Source organism: Streptomyces sp. McG3 (genome assembly GCF_018619185.1).
Classification (GTDB): domain Bacteria; phylum Actinomycetota; class Actinomycetes; order Streptomycetales; family Streptomycetaceae; genus Streptomyces.
The window spans coordinates 1-16,483 of the sequence record NZ_JAAXYC010000169.1; the positions used below are offsets into that span (position 1 = coordinate 1).

Here is a 16,483-nt window from a genome sequence, read left to right on the forward strand (position 1 = left end):
GCCCGGAACCCCGCCCCCGCCGGTGAGGTGCTCCGACGCATCCGGCGGCCCCTCGCCGTGCTGCTCCTGGTCACGGCGGCGGGCGGAGCCGTACTCACCTTCGCCCCGCAGTTCACCGCCACTCCCGCGCTCGCCGCCACCGGGCTGCTCGCCCTCACCGCGACCGCCGCACTGGCCCGTTGGGGGTGCGGAGAACTCGCCGACCGGATCGCCCTGCGCCCCATCACCGGAATCCTCGCCCTCACCGCGTGCGCGGGCCTGGCGCTGATCGCGTCCGCCATCGGATCGGACCGCGTGCCGGCCCTGCCGGCCGGACTGCTTCTCCTGGGGGCGGCGTACGGGGGGCTCCAGAGCCTCACCCTTGTCCAGGCCTTCGACTACGCGGGTGCGGAGAACCGGCACGCCGCCTCGGTCGCGTGGAACATCGGCTACGACGCCGGCACCGGGCTCGGATCCCTCATGCTGGGCGTGGCGGCACAAGTGGCCACCTTCTCCACCGGCTTCACCGCCCTGTCCGTGCTGATGGCACTCGCGGGCCTGGCCGTTCTCCTCACCGGCCACAGCACGCCCGCCGGCCCCCCGAGGGGCCGGGGCCCGCGTACGCCCCGGAGGAAGCGCCCGTCCCTCGGCAAGCGCTGAGACCGGCGTCCACCGCCCGGGAGCCGCGGCGCCCCCGGCCCCCCGGCCACGGGGCCGGCGGCTGCGGGACCGGGCGGAACGCACCGGCGACGCCGGGACGGTGGACGCACTCCCGGGCGTCCACCGTCGTCGGCCGTATGCGTGCGCGCCCGGTCAGACGGCCGTGCCGACGACCAGATGGTCGCCGGGGATGCCGGCCTTGCCCGGCGCGTAGTAGTCCTTGATCCCGGCGACCCACGTCTCCACCCGGATCCGGTCCCCGTCGTTCGGCTCGAAGGCGTCGAAGAGCGCGTCGATGTTCGCGGGCTCGAACCCGATGGCCGTCATCAGCGCCATGAACAGCGGGCGCTCGATCAGACCGTCGCCGTCCGGGTCCCCGAGCGCGGCCAGCGCCTCGGCGAACACCCCGACGGTCGCGTCGAACCGCTCCGGCGACAGGACGCAGGCGGTGAACTCCTCGAAGCTGACCTCGCCGTCGCCATCGGCGTCGAGCTCGGTGCGCAGAGTCGTCCAGTACCGCCGGAACGCCGCGCGCATCGCTTCCTTCGCCGCCGGGTCCGACGCGTGCGCCTCCCGCACGACGCGGTCGGCCATGAGGTCGAAGTCGTCCGCCTCCAGGACTCCGTTGGCGTTGGCGTCGAACAGGGAGAAGACGAGCGTGACCCGCCTGGTGGCCTCAGTGCCCATGAATCCGTCACCTTTCTCCGCATGTCACGTTCCCTCCGACCGCGGCCCGGTGCCCGGTCGGCCCACCCACTGTCCGCCGAGGAGCGGCGTCCACGGCGAAAGCCGGGGTTCTTTCACCTGAAGGACGTAACTGACCTGCGTAAACGTCAACTTGAGGCAGGAGGAGGGGCTCGCTGGATCCGCGCGCCCCCGGGCCTCTAGGCTGAGCCGATGCGCGCCCCGTCCGCCGTGAGCGGCCCCCGTACGAGGCAGGTCCACCTGCGATGACCAGGGAGACCCGGACGCTGCCCGCGTTCGCCCCCGGTTCGGTGGACACCCCCTTCGTCATCGCCGGCTACGACGAGGTCGTCACCCACGACACGCTCTGGGACGCGCACTCCCACCCCTTCCACGAACTGCTCTGGAACGAGCGCGGCGCCTCCACGGCGGCGGTCGGGAGCCGGATCTGGACGATCACCCCGGCCCTGGGCCTGTGGATGCCCGCGGGGACCCTGCACGCCGGATCGGCGACCGCCGGGACCTGGTTCCGGGCGAGCTTCTTCGGCTTCCGCACCACCGCGTCGATCTCCGCCACGCCGGTCGCCGTCGAGATCACCCCGCTGTTGCGCCTGCTGCTGGAACGGCTCGGCGAACCCGGCCTCACGGCCGCCTCGCGCGCCGCGACCGAGGCGCTGGTGCTCGACGTCCTCGAACCGTCGCCCCGCGAACTGCTCGTGCGGATCCCGGCCTCCGAACTGCTGCGCCCCATCGCCGACGCGGTGCGCGAGGACCCGGCCGACCGGCGGACGCTGGCGGACTGGGCGTCCGCCCTCGGCGTCAGCGCCCGCACGGTCACCCGGGCGTTCACCACCGAGACGGGCACGAGCTTCGTGCGCTGGGTGGCGGCGGTCCGCGCCCAGCACGCCATCGGCCTGCTGGCCCGGGGGTGGGACGTGGAGGCGGTGGCCGAACAGGTCGGCTACCGCTCGGCGAGCGCGTTCGGCGCCGCCTTCCGGCGTACGACGGGCCTCACCCCGGGGGCCTTCCGGCCGGAAGGACCGCCGCCCTCTCATGTCCGTATCGCTACAGGGCATGTCCTAAACGGTTGATTGCGACAGTCGGGTCGATTCTCATAGGGTCTGAAGGTAAGCCTTACCTAAGCCGATAACGCACGCGCCGCGCACCGATCCATGACGGCTGCGCACGCCCGGACGTGCGGGAAGCGGCACCCCGACATCCGGAAAGCCGGGTACACACCCATGTCCTCACACCGTCTCCGCCTGCTCGTCGTTGCGTCCGCCCTCGTCGGCGTCTCCGCCTGCGGCGGGACCACCGACGCCGGGAACGAGAACGACGAGAGCCGTTCCGGCGGGTTCCCCCTGACCGTCGAGCACGCCCTGGGCAAGACGACCATCCCGGCGAAGCCGAAGCGCGTCGCGACCGTCAACTGGGCCAACCACGAAGTGCCGCTCGCGCTCGGCGTCGTGCCCGTCGGCATGGCCGCCGCCAACTTCGGCGACGACAACGACGACGGCGTGCTGCCCTGGGTCGAGGAGAAGCTCGACGAGCTGAAGGCGAAGACGCCGGTGCTCTTCGACGAGACCGACGGCATCGACTTCGAGGCCGTGGCGGACACGAAGCCGGACGTCATCCTGGCCGCGTACTCGGGTCTGACCAAGAAGGACTACGAGACCCTCAGCGAGATCGCTCCCGTCGTCGCCTACCCGGACGCCGCCTGGGCGACGCCGTGGCGCGAGATCATCCGGACGAACAGCACGGCGATCGGGCTGGCCGACGAGGGCGAGAAGCTGATCAAGAAGCTCGACGGTGACATAGCGAAGACCGCCGCCAAGTACCCTCAGCTCAAGGGCAAGTCGGCGATGTTCATGACGCACGTCGACCCCAACGACGTCAGCCAGGTAGGTTTCTACACCGCCCACGACACCCGTACGCAGTTCTTCCAGGACCTCGGCATGAAGATCCCCGGGTCCATCCGGAAGGCGTCCGAGGGCACGGACAAGTTCGCCCTCACCAAGAGTGCCGAGCAGGTCGACGCGTTCGACGACGTCGACATCATCACCGGCTACGGCGACGACACCGGCGAGCTGCTGAAGACGGTCACCAAGGACCCGCTGCTCTCGAAGATCCCCGCCGTCGAGCGCGGCTCCGTCTACCTCCTGCCCGGCACCAGCCCGCTGGCCACCGCCGCCAACCCGACGCCACTGTCGATCGGCTACGTGCTGGACGACTACGCCGCCGCGCTCGCCGAGGCCGCGGACAAGGTCAAGTGACCGAGCCCGACACCCGTACCCCGCCGGACGTCGTCACCAGGCGTCCGGCGGGCGTGCGCCTGCTGTGGGTCCTCCTCTCCGTACTCGCCCTGGCCGCGGTCATGGTCGGGTCCGTCGCGTTCGGCTCCCGCGACGTCCCCTGGTCCGACGTCGTCGCGGCGCTCGGCGGCGCGGACGACACCCTGGAACGGGCGGCGGCCACGAAGCGGATCCCCCGTACCGTCCTCGCCGTCGTCATCGGCGCCGCACTCGGCCTCGCGGGCGGCGTGATGCAGGGTGTGACCCGTAACCCGCTGGCCGACCCGGGCATCCTCGGCGTCAACATGGGGGCGTCCCTCGCCGTCGTCACGGCGGTCGCGTTCTTCGGGCTCACCTCGCCGACCGGATACGTCTGGATCGCCGTCCTGGGCGCGGCCCTTGCCGCCCTGTTCGTCTACACCGTCGGGACCCTCGGCAGAGGCGGGGCGACCCCTCTCAAGCTGGCACTCGCCGGAGCCGCCACGTCCGCGGCCTTCGCCTCGCTCGTCAGCGCGATCATCCTGCCGCGCAACGACATCGCCGGAAGCTTCAAGCTCTGGCAGATCGGTGGCGTCGGCGGCGCGTCCTTCGAACGCGTCGGCCAGGTCATGCCGTTCCTCGCGGTCGGCTTCGCCGTCTGCCTGCTGTCGGCCCGCGCACTCAACTCGCTGGCATTGGGCGATGAGTTGGCGGCCGGACTCGGTGAACGCGTCGCCGTGGCCCGGGCCGTGGCCGCCCTCGGCGCCGTACTGCTCTGCGGAGCGGCCACCGCCGTCGCCGGACCGATCGGCTTCGTCGGCCTCGTCGTCCCGCACACCTGCCGACTGCTCGTCGGCGTCGACCACCGCTGGCTCCTGCCGCTCTCCACGGTGCTCGGCGCGGTCCTGCTCACCGCCGCCGACGTCGTCGGCCGGATCGTGGCACGCCCCTCGGAGATCGACGTCGGCATCGTGACCGCACTGATCGGGGCCCCCTTCTTCATCTACATCGTCCGCCGACAGAAGGTACGTGCCCTGTGAGCGCCCCCGTCCTCACCCGGCGGCCGTCCGTCGAGGCCGCCACCCGCCGTCGTGTGCGCGGCGCCTCGCGCCGCCGCCGGGTCGTCCTGGCGCTGATGGTCCTCGTCCTCGCCGCGTTCGCCGTGACGCTCATGGCGGGCCGGACCTTCTACCCGCCCGGAGACGTGTTCCGGGTGATCCTCGGGGAACAGGTGCCGGGCGCGTCGTTCACGGTGGGCCGGCTGCGGCTGCCCCGCGCGGTCCTCGCCCTGGTGGCCGGATTCAGCTTCGGCCTCGCCGGGGTCACCTTCCAGACGATGCTCCGCAATCCGCTCGCCAGCCCCGACATCATCGGCATCAGCTCCGGGGCGAGCGCCGCCGCGGCCATCGCCATCGTGACCCTGTCGCTCGGCGAGGTCCAGGTCTCCGTCCTCGCCATCGCCGCCGGCCTGGGGGTGGCCCTGCTGGTGTACTCCCTGGCGTTCAAGGGCGGCGTCGTCGGCACCCGGCTCATCCTGATCGGCATCGGGATCTCCGCGATGCTCGACAGCGTCACCTCCTACGTCCTGTCCCGGGCCGCCGAATGGGACCTCCAGGAAGCGATGCGCTGGCTGACCGGCAGCCTCAACGGAGCCACCTGGGACCAGGCGGTCCCCGCGCTCGTCGCGGCGGCCGTCCTCACCCCGCTGCTGCTGGGCCAGGCCCGTAACCTCGCCGCGCTCCAGCTCGGCGACGACACCGCCTCCGCGCTCGGCGTACGCGTGGAACGCACCCGGGTCACGGTGATCGTCGCCGCCGTCGGGCTGATCGCCTTCGCCACGGCGGCGGCCGGACCCATCGCGTTCGTGGCGTTCCTCTCCGGACCCATCGCGGCCCGGATCACCGGGGCGGGCGGCTCCCCGCTGGTGCCCGCCGGACTCGTCGGATCGCTGCTCGTCCTCGTCGCCGACTTCACCGGCCAGTTCGCCTTCGGCGAGCGCTACCCGGTCGGCGTCGTCACCGGCGTCCTCGGAGCCCCCTACCTCGTCTACCTGATCATCCGCACCAACCGGGCGGGAGGCTCGCTATGACCACGCACCACCGACTGACCGCCGAAGGACTCACCCTCGGCTACGGCGACCGCACCGTCGTCGACTCCCTCGATCTGGCCGTACCCCCCGGCCGGATCACCGTGATCGTCGGCGCCAACGCCTGCGGCAAGTCGACGCTGCTGCGTTCCATGTCCCGGCTGCTCGCCCCCCGGGCCGGCCGCGTCGTCCTGGACGGCAAGGAGGTGCACCGGCTGCCCGCCAAGGAGCTGGCCCGCACCCTCGGACTGCTGCCGCAGTCGCCCGTCGCGCCCGAGGGAATCACCGTCTCCGACCTCGTCGGCCGGGGCCGCCACCCCCACCAGTCCGTCTTCTCCCGCTGGAACGAGCAGGACGACGCCGCCGTGGCCGCCGCCCTGGAGGCCACCCACACCGAACCGCTCGCCGAGCGCGCGGTGGACGAACTCTCCGGCGGCCAGCGCCAGCGCGTCTGGATCGCGATGGCCCTCGCCCAGCAGACGGATCTGCTGCTGCTCGACGAGCCGACCACCTTCCTCGACGCCAGCCACCAGATCGAGGTCCTGGACCTCCTGACCGACCTGAACCGCTCGCGCGGTACCACCATCGTGATGGTCCTGCACGACCTCAACCTCGCCGCCCGGTACGCGGACCACCTGATCGCGCTGGCCGACGGCGGGCTCCACGCGTCCGGCATTCCGGCCGAGGTGCTGACGGAGGAGACCGTACGGGCGGTGTTCGACCTCGAAAGCCGCATCATCGAGGACCCCGTGTCGGGCCGGCCCCTGATGCTCCCGATCGGCCGCCACCACGTCCTGGACCGGGCCGAGCCACTGCCCGTCGGGGAGGCGACCGCGTGAACGCCGGGGCGTACGCCCCCTGATCGGCTGACTGCTGTGTGTCACTGACATGTTTCGGAGAGTGACGGGGCACACAGGCTAGGTCGGGCGCCGGGCCCCGGTCCGGCACACGCCCTTTTCCTCGAAGCGGTCATTGGGAGAACCTCGGTGGAGAACACCTCGGTGCAGAACAAGGAAACCGTCCGGAACTGTCCTTTCGACTACGCGCAGCAGCTGGAGTTCGACCCCCAGCTCAGGCAATTGCTGACCGAGGAGCCGGTGTCCCGCATCCGTATGGCCTACGGAGAGGGCGAGGCCTGGCTGGTCACCCGCTACGAGGACGTCCGGACGGTCACCACCGACCGGCGGTTCAGCCGCAGTGCCGTCCTCGGCCGTGACTTCCCCCGGATGACGCCGGAGCCGATCGTGCAGGCGGAGTCCATCAACCTCATGGACCCGCCCGCCAGCAGCCGGCTGCGGGGCCTGGTCGCCAAGAGCTTCACCCCGCGTCGTGTCGAGCAGATGCGCGGCGGGACCCAGCGCGTGGTGGACCGGCTGCTGGACGAGATGGAGGAGGAGGGCGCACCGGCCGACTTCGTCGCCCGGGTCTCCGCGCCGCTGCCGCTGATCACCATCTGCGAGGCACTCGACATCCCCGAGGCCGACCGTCCCTGGCTCCGGGCCCACGCCATGACCATGATGAACGTCGGGGCCGCGGGCAAGGAGGACGCGGTACGCGCCAAGGCGGAGCTGCGCGGCTACTTCCAGGAGCTGACCGCGGATCGGCGCCGCTCCCCGGGCGAGGACCTCATCAGCACCCTGGCCACCGCCCGGGACGGCGACGAACTGCTGGACGACGACGAGCTGGCCGTCATGGCGATGGTCCTGCTCATCACCGGCCAGGACACCACGACCTACCAGCTCGGCAACATCGCCTACACCCTGCTCACCCGCCCGGACCTCATGCGGTCCCTCCGGACCGAACCGCAGCGGCTGCCCCGCACCCTGGAGGAGCTGCTGCGCCACATCCCCTTCCGCAAGGGCGTCGGCATCCCGCGCATCGCGCTGGAGGACGTGGAGCTCTCCGGAGTCCTCATCAAGGCCGGCGACGTGGTGCACGTGTCCTACCTGACGGCCAACCGGGACTCCGCCAAGTTCGACCGTCCCGACGAGCTGGATCCCGACCGGCCGACCATCCCTCACATGACGTTCGGCTGGGGCGCCCACCACTGCCTGGGCGCACCGCTGGCCACCATGGAACTGGAAGTGGCCTTCTCCACGCTGCTGACCCGCTTCCCGGCCCTGCGTCTGGACGTGCCGCCCGCGGACGTCTCGTGGAACACGACGTCCATCTGGCGTTACCCGCTCGCCCTGCCCGTCACATGGTGACGAGAGCCTTCGCTCCAGAGAACGAGGAGAACCCATGGCGACCCTGTGCCGACCGGCCATCGCTGTGCCCGAGCACGTCATCACGATGCAGCAGACCCTGGACCTGGCCCGGGAGACCCACGCCGGGCACCCGCAGCGCGATCTCGTCCTGAGGCTCATCCAGAACACCGGCGTCCAGACCAGGCACCTCGTGCAGCCCATCGAGAAGACCCTGCGGCACCCCGGATTCGAGGCGCGCAACCAGGTCTACGAGGCCGAGGCCAAGACCCGGGTCCCCGACGTCGTCCGGCAGGCGCTCGCCAACGCCGAGACCGACCCGTCCGAGATCGATCTGATCGTCTACGTCTCCTGCACGGGCTTCATGATGCCCTCGCTGACCGCGTGGATCATCAACAGCATGGGCTTCAGACCCGAGACCCGCCAACTGCCCATCGCCCAGCTCGGCTGCGCGGCGGGCGGCGCGGCGATCAACCGCGCGCACGACTTCTGCCTGGCCTACCCCGAGTCCAACGTCCTCATCGTGTCCTGCGAGTTCTGCTCGCTGTGCTACCAGCCCACCGACATCGGGGTCGGTTCGCTGCTCTCCAACGGGCTCTTCGGCGACGCCATCTCCGCGGCCGTCGTACGGGGACAGGGCGGCACCGGCATGCGCCTGGAGCGCAACGGCTCCCACCTGGTGCCCGACACCGAGGACTGGATCTCCTACGCCGTCCGCGACACCGGGTTCCACTTCCAGCTGGACAAGCGGGTCCCGGGCACCATGGAGATGCTCGCCCCGGTGCTCCTGGACCTCGTCGACCTGCACGGCTGGTCCGTCCCGAACATGGACTTCTTCATCGTCCACGCGGGCGGACCGCGCATCCTGGACGACCTCTGTCACTTCCTCGACCTGCCGCCCGAGATGTTCCGCTACAGCCGGGCCACCCTCACCGAACGCGGCAACATCGCCAGCTCGGTCGTCTTCGACGCGCTGGCGAGGCTCTTCGACGACGGCGGAGCCGCCGAGTCCGCGCAGGGGCTCATCGCCGGCTTCGGGCCCGGGATCACCGCCGAGGTGGCCGTGGGCAGTTGGGCGAAGGACGACCTCCGGGCGGAGGTCGGACACGACCTCGACGAGCTGGAGCTGACCGCGGGCGTTGCGCTGTCCGGCTGAACCCGCTAAGGCGACCGACGGGCGGGGACGAAGGAACGGGTGTTCGCGATTCGCGGACGCACTCGCTTCCGAGAGCGGATCCCCACCCCGAGGAGAATGCATGCGCCTGCCCGCCCGATGGGCCACGGCCGCCCTGCTGCTGATCGCACCGCTGATCGGCGCACCCGCCACGGCCACGGCCGACAGCGGACCGGAAGGGGTCCTGGTGGAGCAGTCCACCCGGGCCGTACCCGGGCAGTACATCGTCACCCTGGAGCCCGAACTCTCGCCGGACACCGTCCTGCGGGAGTTCGGGCTCAACCCGTTGTTCACGTACGGAAATGCTCTGCACGGCTTCGCCGCCACGCTCACCGCCACCGAACTCCAAGCGGTCCGGGCCGTTCCCGGCGTCCTCGCCGTCGAGGAGAACGCCGAGGTGACCGTCCCCGCGCCCACCGCCGCGAACCTGCTGCGGGCCCCCGCGGCCGGCTGGGGCACCGACCGCGTCGACCAGCGCGCCCTGCCGCTGGACGACACCTTCACCACCACGGCCACCGGCAAGGGAGTGAAGGCGTACGTCGTCGACACCGGGATCGACGCCGCGCACAGCGAATTCGGCGGCCGGGTCGCGAGCGGGTACGACGCCGTCGGGGACGGCCGCGCCGGCATGGACTGCAACGGGCACGGCACGCACGTGGCCGGCACGGTCGGCGGTGCGACGTCCGGCGTGGCGAAGGATGCCTCGCTGGTCAACGTACGCGTCCTGAACTGTGAGGGCCGGGGCACCTGGGCCGGCATCCTCGCCGGGTTCGACTGGGTCGCCAAGGACGCCGAGCGCAGCGGTGTCCCCGCCGTCCTGAACGCCTCGCTCGGCGGCGACCGCTCCACGGCGGTCGACGCGGCGGTCGAGGCGGTCGCCGACGCGGGCGTGCTGCCCGTCGTGGCCGCGGGCAACGACAACCGGGACGCCTGCGACGTCTCCCCGGCCGCCGCGGACGGTGTGTTCACCGTCGGGGCGAGCGACCGGCAGGACCGGGAGACCTCCTTCAGCAACTGGGGCTCCTGTCTCTCGCTGTACGCCCCCGGCGCCGACATCGTCTCCGCCCGCCTCGGCGGCGGCACCGTCTCGCTGAACGGCACCTCCATGGCCAGCCCGCACGTCGCGGGCGTCGCGGCTCTCTACAAGGAGGAGAACCCCTCGGCCTCTCCCGCCGCCGTCTCGCAGTGGCTGACGGACACGGCCACCCCGGACGCGCTCTCCGCTCTCGGCCAGGGCTCGCCCGACCTGCTGCTGTACACCGGCGGCCTCTGACGATCCGTCGGACGGCCGGAGGGACGGCTCGTCCGCGGGGCGGGGGAGCGGTGACCGCGCGACGGAATCCGCTCCCCGGCCCGGCCGCCCGGCTGTTGTCGGAACGGTGGACGGTCTCTCATTTCTCTGCAACTCTCTGACGGCACAACGCAAAACAGGCCGCAGCGAATGCAGAAACTCGTGTTCCCTGGCTGCGGTCACAGAGCCGCGCCCTCGACGCGCCCTGCGCCGAGGCCGAAGATCGGGGAGCTATGAGAGCCCAACGCTGGAGATGGCGGGCGATATCCGCCTTGGTCGCGACCAGTCTTCTGATGATCGGCGTACCGTCGCTCGCCGCCGCGGCGGCCGACGGCCCCAACCTCGCCGCGGGCCGGGCCGCGGCCGCGAGCAGTGCCCATACCGAGTACGGCGCGTCCAACGTCACCGACGGCAACCGGTCCACGTACTGGGAGAGCGCGGGAGGCGGACTGCCCCAGTGGGTCCAGACGGACCTGGGCGCGGGAACCCGCGTCGACGAGGTGAGGCTGACCCTGCCGGCGGGCTGGGAGACCCGCACCCAGACGCTGTCCCTCCAGGGCAGCGCTGACGGCACCAGCTTCGCGACCCTGAAGAACTCCGCGACGTACACCTTCGCCCCGGGGGCGGCGAACGAGGTCACCATCGCGTTCCCGGCCACTCTGACCCGCTTCGTGCGCGTCAACATCACCGCCAACACCGGCTGGTCGGCCGCCCAGCTCTCCGAGCTGGAGGTCCGGGGCGCCGGTGACTCGTCGGCCGACCTCGCGGCGGGCAAGACCCTCACCGCCAGCAGCGGCAGCGGCTCCCGGGCTCCGGCCAACGCCAACGACGGCAACCGGGACAGCTACTGGGCCGGCGGCGACGACCAGTTCCCGCAGTGGATCCAAGCGGACCTGGGCGGGTCGCTCGGTGTGGACCGGGTGGTCCTGCGACTGCCCGACGGCTGGGCGGCGCGCAGTCAGACGCTGAAGCTCCAGGGCAGCGCGAACGGCTCGGACTTCACCGACCTCACCGCGTCCAAGGCGTACCGCTTCGACGCGGCGGGGGGACAGTCGGCGACGATCACCTTCGACGCCACGACCACCCGGTACGTCCGTGTCCTGGTCACCGCCAACAGCGGTGCTCAGGCCGCGCAGTTGGCCGAGCTGGAGATCTACGGCCCCACCACCGGCGACACACAGGCCCCGGCCGCACCGGCCGGCCTGGCGTTCACCGAGCCCGCCACCGGGCAGATCCGGCTGACGTGGAAGGCCTCCACGGACGACAAGGGCGTCACCGGCTACGACGTCTACGCGAACAACACCCTGCTGGCCGGCGTCGCGGGCGACGTCACCACGTACACCGACACCCGGCCGGCCGGGCAGGACGTCAGCTACTTCGTCCGCGCCAAGGACGCGGCGGGCAACGTCTCGGCCAACAGCAACACCGTGACCCGCGGCGGCGCCACCGGTGACACCCAGGCGCCCACCGCCCCCTCCGCGCTGGCCTACACCGAGCCGTCCAGCGGCTCGGTGAAACTGACGTGGGGACCGTCCACCGACAACAAGGGCGTGACCGGCTACGACGTCTACGCCAACAACGTGCTGCGCGGCAGCGTCGCCGGCAACGTGCTCACGTACACCGACACCCAGTCGCCGTCCACCACGGTCAGCTACGTCGTACGGGCCAAGGACGCGGCGGGCAACGTATCCGGCGACAGCAACACCGTCACCCGCAACGGGCAGAGCGGCTCCGCCTCCAACCTCGCCGTGAACAAACCCATCACCGCCTCCTCCGTCATCCACACCTTCGTCGCGGAGAACGCCAACGACAACAGCACCTCCACCTACTGGGAGGGTGCGGGAGGCAGTTACCCGAACACCCTCACCGTGAAGCTCGGCTCCAACGCCGACACCGAGAACGTCGTCGTCAAGCTCAACCCCGACAACAGCTGGGGTCCGCGCACCCAGCGCATCGAGGTCCTCGGCCGGGAGCAGAGCTCCTCGTCCTTCAACTCCCTCTCGGCCGCCAAGGATTACTCCTTCAGTCCGGCGTCCGGAAACACGGTGACCATTCCGGTCCCCGCGCGCGTCGCGGACGTCCAGCTGAAGTTCACCGCCAACAGCGGCTCCGGAGCGGGGCAGGTCGCGGAGTTCCAGGTCCTGGGCGCTCCGGCGGCCAACCCGGACCTCCAGGTCACCGGCATCACCGCCGCCCCCGCCACACCGGTCGAGACGGACGAGGTCACCCTGACCGCGACCGTCCGCAACGCCGGCGCGCTCGCCGCCCCGGCGAGCAAGGTCGAGCTGCGCCTCGGCGGCACCAAGGTCGCCACCGCTTCGGTCGGCGCTCTCGCATCGGGCGCCTCCACCCAGGTCAGCGCCTCCATCGGGGCCCGGAACGCGGGCAGTTACCCGCTGAGCGCGGTCGCCGATCCGGCGGGCGAGATCATCGAGCAGAACGAGACCAACAACACCTACACCAGCGCGTCCCCGCTGGTCGTGAAGCCGGTCTCCAGCTCCGACCTGGTGGCCTCGTCGGTCACCACTTCGCCCTCGGGTGCGTCCGACGGTGACACGGTCACCTTCTCCGTCGCGCTGAAGAACCAGGGCACGGTGGCCTCGGCCGCCGGCGCCCACGGCATCACCCTGACGCTCGTCGACAGCAAGGGCACCACGGTGAAGACGCTCACCGGCAGCCACACCGGGGCCATCGCGGCGGGAGCCACCGCCGCACCGGTCACCCTCGGCTCCTGGACCGCCGCCAACGGCTCGTACACCGTCCGGACCGTGATCGCGGCCGACGCCAACGAGCTCCCGGTCAAGCGCGAGAACAACACCTCCACCCAGGCGCTCTTCGTCGGACGCGGCGCCAACATGCCGTACGACATGTACGAGGCGGAGGACGGCACGGCCGGCGGCGGCGCGAAGGTCGTCGGACCGAACCGGACCATCGGCGACATCGCGGGCGAGGCCTCGGGACGCAAGGCCGTCACCCTCGACCAGACCGGCAACTACGTCGAGTTCACCACCCGTGCCGCCACCAACACCCTGGTCACCCGGTTCTCCATCCCCGACGCCCCGGGCGGTGACGGCATCGACTCCACCCTGAACGTCTACGTGGACGGCGTCTTCCTCAAGGCGATCGACCTCACCTCCAAGTACGCCTGGCTGTACGGGAACGAGGCCGCTCCCGGCAACTCCCCGGGCTCCGGGGCGCCCCGTCACATCTACGACGAGGCGAACATGATGCTGGGCAAGACCATCCCGGCGGGGTCCAGGATCCGGCTCCAGAAGGACAGCGCCAACACCACCACGTACGCGGTCGACTTCATCAACCTGGAGCAGGTCGCCCCGGTCGCCAACCCCAACCCCGCCACGTACACCGTGCCGGCCGGATTCACCCACCAGGACGTCCAGAACGCCCTGGACAAGGTCCGCATGGACACCACGGGCACCCTCGTGGGCGTCTACCTCCCGGCGGGGCAGTACAGCACGGCCAGTAAGTTCCAGGTCTACGGCAAGGCCGTCAAGGTGGTCGGCGCGGGTCCCTGGTACACCCGCTTCAACGCCCCCTCCACCCAGGACAACACCGACGTCGGCTTCCGGGCCGAGGCGAGTGCCAAGGGGTCCTCGTTCGCCAACTTCGCGTACTTCGGCAACTACACGTCCCGGATCGACGGGCCGGGCAAGGTGTTCGACTTCTCGAACGTGTCGGACATCGTGATCGACAACATCTGGAACGAGCACATGGTGTGCCTCTACTGGGGCGCCAACACCGACAGCGTGACCATCAAGAACTCCCGGATCCGCAACATGTTCGCCGACGGCGTCAACATGACCAACGGGTCCACCGACAACCTGGTGACCAACAACGAGGCACGGGCCACCGGCGACGACAGCTTCGCGCTCTTCTCGGCGATCGACGCCGGGGGAGCGGACATGAAGAACAACGTCTACGAGAACCTGACCTCGATCCTCACCTGGCGCGCGGCGGGCGTCGCCGTCTACGGCGGTTACGACAACACCTTCCGCAACATCCACATCGCCGACACCCTGGTCTACTCCGGGATCACGGTCAGCTCGCTGGACTTCGGCTACCCGATGAACGGGTTCGGGACCCAGCCGACGACGATCGAGAACGTCTCGATCGTGCGCGCGGGCGGTCATTTCTGGGGATCGCAGACCTTCCCCGGCATCTGGCTGTTCTCGGCGTCCAAGGTGTTCCAGGGCATCCGCATCAACAACGTGGACATCGTCGATCCCACCTACAGCGGGATCATGTTCCAGACGAACTACGTCGGCGGACAGCCCCAGTTCCCGATCAAGGACACCGTGCTCACCGACGTGTCCATCTCGGGTGCGCGCAAGAGCGGTGACGCCTTCGACGCCAAGTCCGGGTTCGGGCTGTGGGCCAACGAGATGCCGGAGGCCGGGCAGGGGCCCGCCGTCGGCGAGGTCACCTTCAACGGCCTGAAGCTCAGCGACAACGCCCAGGACGTCAAGAACACCACCTCCACCTTCAAGATCATTACCAACCCGTAGACCGGGGGAGAGGCCGCGATATACCGGCAAGGGGACGCTTCCCGATGACAGGGAAGCGTCCCTTCTGCATGCAATCCTTGCATTGATAAGTCAATTGTTTGCGCTGCTTACGCTAGTCTTGCGGCATGACGCGACGACTTGCTCAGGTTGCCAAGAAGGTTGGGGTCAGCGAGGCCACGGTGAGCCGGGTGCTCAACGGCAAGCCCGGGGTGTCCCGGACCACCCGGCAGTCCGTGCTGACCGCCCTGGACGTCCTCGGCTACGAGCGGCCCACCCAACTGCGGGGCGAACGCGCGCGGCTCGTCGGCCTCGTCCTGCCCGAACTGCAGAACCCGATCTTCCCCGCCTTCGCCGAGGTGATCGGCGGCGCCCTCGCCCAGCAGGGACTCACCCCCGTGCTGTGCACCCAGACCAAGGGCGGGGTCTCCGAAGCGGACTACGTCGACCTCCTGCTCCAGCAACAGGTCTCCGGGGTGGTCTTCGCCGGCGGTCTGTTCGCGCAGGCCGACGAGGCCCATGAGCACTACCACCAGCTCGCCGAGCGCCGCATTCCCGTCGTGCTGATCAACGCCCCCATAGAAGGACTGGACTTCCCCTGCGTCTCCTGCGACGACGCCGTCGCCATCGAGCGCGCCTGGCGCCACCTGGCCTCCCTCGGCCACGAGCGCATCGGCGTGGTGATGGGCCCCTCCGACCATGTGCCCTCCCGCCGCAAGCTCGCGGCCGCCCGGTCCGTCGCGGCGGCCACCGGCGGGGAGCTGACCGAGGCGCACGTCGAGCGCTCGATGTTCTCCCTGGAAGGCGGGCAGGCCGCGGCCTCCCGGCTGCTGGAGCGCGGAGTCACCGGCATCATCTGCGCCAGCGATCCCCTGGCCCTCGGCGCGGTGCGGGCAGCCCGCAGGCGCGGCCTCGGGGTGCCGTCGGAGATCTCGGTCGTCGGCTACGACGACTCGGCGTTCATGAACTGCACCGAACCCCCGCTCACCACGATCCGCCAGCCCATCGAGGCCATGGGCCGGGCCGCCGTCGAACTGCTCTGCGCGGGCATCCAGGGCGGGTCGGTCCCCCCGGACGAGCTGCTGTTCGAGCCGGAGCTGGTGGTTCGGGGCTCCACCGCGAAGGCGCCCCGCTGATCGCGCGGATCGCGGCGCTGTCGCGCCTGCGGCACAGTGGGCACATGGACGACCTCAACGCACTCGCCGAGGAACACCTGACCGCCGCCCGCGCCTCCGCGCACGGCCGCAGTGCCCACCTCCTGCTCCAGCAGCCCCCCTTGCGGCAGACGGTGATCGCCCTCACCGAGGGGACGGCGCTCGACGAGCACAACGCGCCGCCCGCCGCCTCGCTCCTCGTCCTGCGCGGCAGCGTCCGTCTCACCGCCGCCTCCGGCGACGCCGAGCTGCCGTCCGGGACCCTGCACCCGATCCCGCAGGAACGGCACGGGCTGCTGGCGCTCCAGGACGCCGTGGTCCTGCTCACGGCCGTCAACGACTGATCCGGCCGGGGAGGGGTGTGCTTCGGCCACGACGTGGCAGGAGAGGATCGAGCGGAGTCACCACGTCCGGAAACGGACAGGTCACGCCACCCACCGCGCCCGCCCACGTCCCCGGAG

Annotated in this window: 12 protein-coding genes and 1 pseudogene; 12 read left to right on the top strand and 1 reads right to left on the bottom strand. The window is 70.8% G+C overall.

The genetic code is table 11. The features are described 5' to 3' along the window. Nucleotides 1-639 (top strand): annotated as a pseudogene (locus tag HET64_RS24410) (MFS transporter); the annotation flags it as partial. A 153-nt stretch (nt 640-792) separates the two neighbouring features. Here HET64_RS24410 and HET64_RS40105 read toward each other — a convergent pair. Next, the gene (locus tag HET64_RS40105; protein WP_215108946.1) at nt 793-1,326 is read right to left on the bottom strand and encodes an EF-hand domain-containing protein; all 534 of its coding nucleotides are present in this window, start codon (nt 1,324-1,326) and stop codon (nt 793-795) included. Nucleotides 1,327-1,589: 263 nt separating this feature from the next. Between HET64_RS40105 and HET64_RS24420 the strand changes: the two genes are divergently transcribed. From HET64_RS24420 to HET64_RS24470, 11 genes are all read left to right on the top strand, one after another. Beyond that, on the top strand, nt 1,590-2,414 hold the full coding sequence (locus HET64_RS24420; protein ID WP_215108948.1) for an AraC family transcriptional regulator: 825 nt from the start codon (nt 1,590-1,592) through the stop codon (nt 2,412-2,414). Nucleotides 2,415-2,564: 150 nt separating this feature from the next. Then, the gene (locus tag HET64_RS24425; protein WP_215108950.1) at nt 2,565-3,596 is read left to right on the top strand and encodes an iron-siderophore ABC transporter substrate-binding protein; all 1,032 of its coding nucleotides are present in this window, start codon (nt 2,565-2,567) and stop codon (nt 3,594-3,596) included. After that, nucleotides 3,593-4,633, top strand: coding sequence for an iron ABC transporter permease (locus HET64_RS24430; RefSeq protein ID WP_215108952.1), 1,041 nt, complete (start codon nt 3,593-3,595; stop codon nt 4,631-4,633). The genes HET64_RS24425 and HET64_RS24430 overlap by 4 nt, the downstream gene beginning before the upstream one ends. Next, nucleotides 4,630-5,682, top strand: a complete 1,053-nt coding sequence (locus HET64_RS24435) for an iron chelate uptake ABC transporter family permease subunit (RefSeq protein ID WP_215108954.1) — start codon at nt 4,630-4,632, stop codon at nt 5,680-5,682. Before HET64_RS24430 ends, HET64_RS24435 begins: the two co-directional genes overlap by 4 nt. Then, on the top strand, nt 5,679-6,518 hold the full coding sequence (locus HET64_RS24440) for an ABC transporter ATP-binding protein (protein WP_215108956.1): 840 nt from the start codon (nt 5,679-5,681) through the stop codon (nt 6,516-6,518). The genes HET64_RS24435 and HET64_RS24440 overlap by 4 nt, the downstream gene beginning before the upstream one ends. Before the next feature lie 147 nt (nt 6,519-6,665). Next, complete coding sequence (locus HET64_RS24445) at nt 6,666-7,886, top strand: cytochrome P450 (RefSeq protein WP_215108958.1); 1,221 nt, start codon at nt 6,666-6,668, stop codon at nt 7,884-7,886. A 34-nt stretch (nt 7,887-7,920) separates the two neighbouring features. After that, on the top strand, nt 7,921-9,039 hold the full coding sequence (locus tag HET64_RS24450) for a type III polyketide synthase (RefSeq protein ID WP_215108959.1): 1,119 nt from the start codon (nt 7,921-7,923) through the stop codon (nt 9,037-9,039). Nucleotides 9,040-9,139: 100 nt separating this feature from the next. Beyond that, complete coding sequence (locus HET64_RS24455; RefSeq protein WP_215108960.1) at nt 9,140-10,330, top strand: S8 family peptidase; 1,191 nt, start codon at nt 9,140-9,142, stop codon at nt 10,328-10,330. Nucleotides 10,331-10,581: 251 nt separating this feature from the next. After that, nucleotides 10,582-14,871, top strand: coding sequence for a discoidin domain-containing protein (locus HET64_RS24460; protein ID WP_215108961.1), 4,290 nt, complete (start codon nt 10,582-10,584; stop codon nt 14,869-14,871). A 125-nt stretch (nt 14,872-14,996) separates the two neighbouring features. Then, nucleotides 14,997-16,004 carry a LacI family DNA-binding transcriptional regulator gene (locus HET64_RS24465; RefSeq protein ID WP_215108962.1) on the top strand — a complete coding sequence of 336 codons (1,008 nt, stop codon included), beginning with the start codon at nt 14,997-14,999 and terminating at the stop codon, nt 16,002-16,004. 44 nt (nt 16,005-16,048) lie between these two features. Beyond that, the gene (locus tag HET64_RS24470; RefSeq protein WP_215108963.1) at nt 16,049-16,366 is read left to right on the top strand and encodes a cupin; all 318 of its coding nucleotides are present in this window, start codon (nt 16,049-16,051) and stop codon (nt 16,364-16,366) included. Nucleotides 16,367-16,483 lie beyond the last annotated feature (117 nt).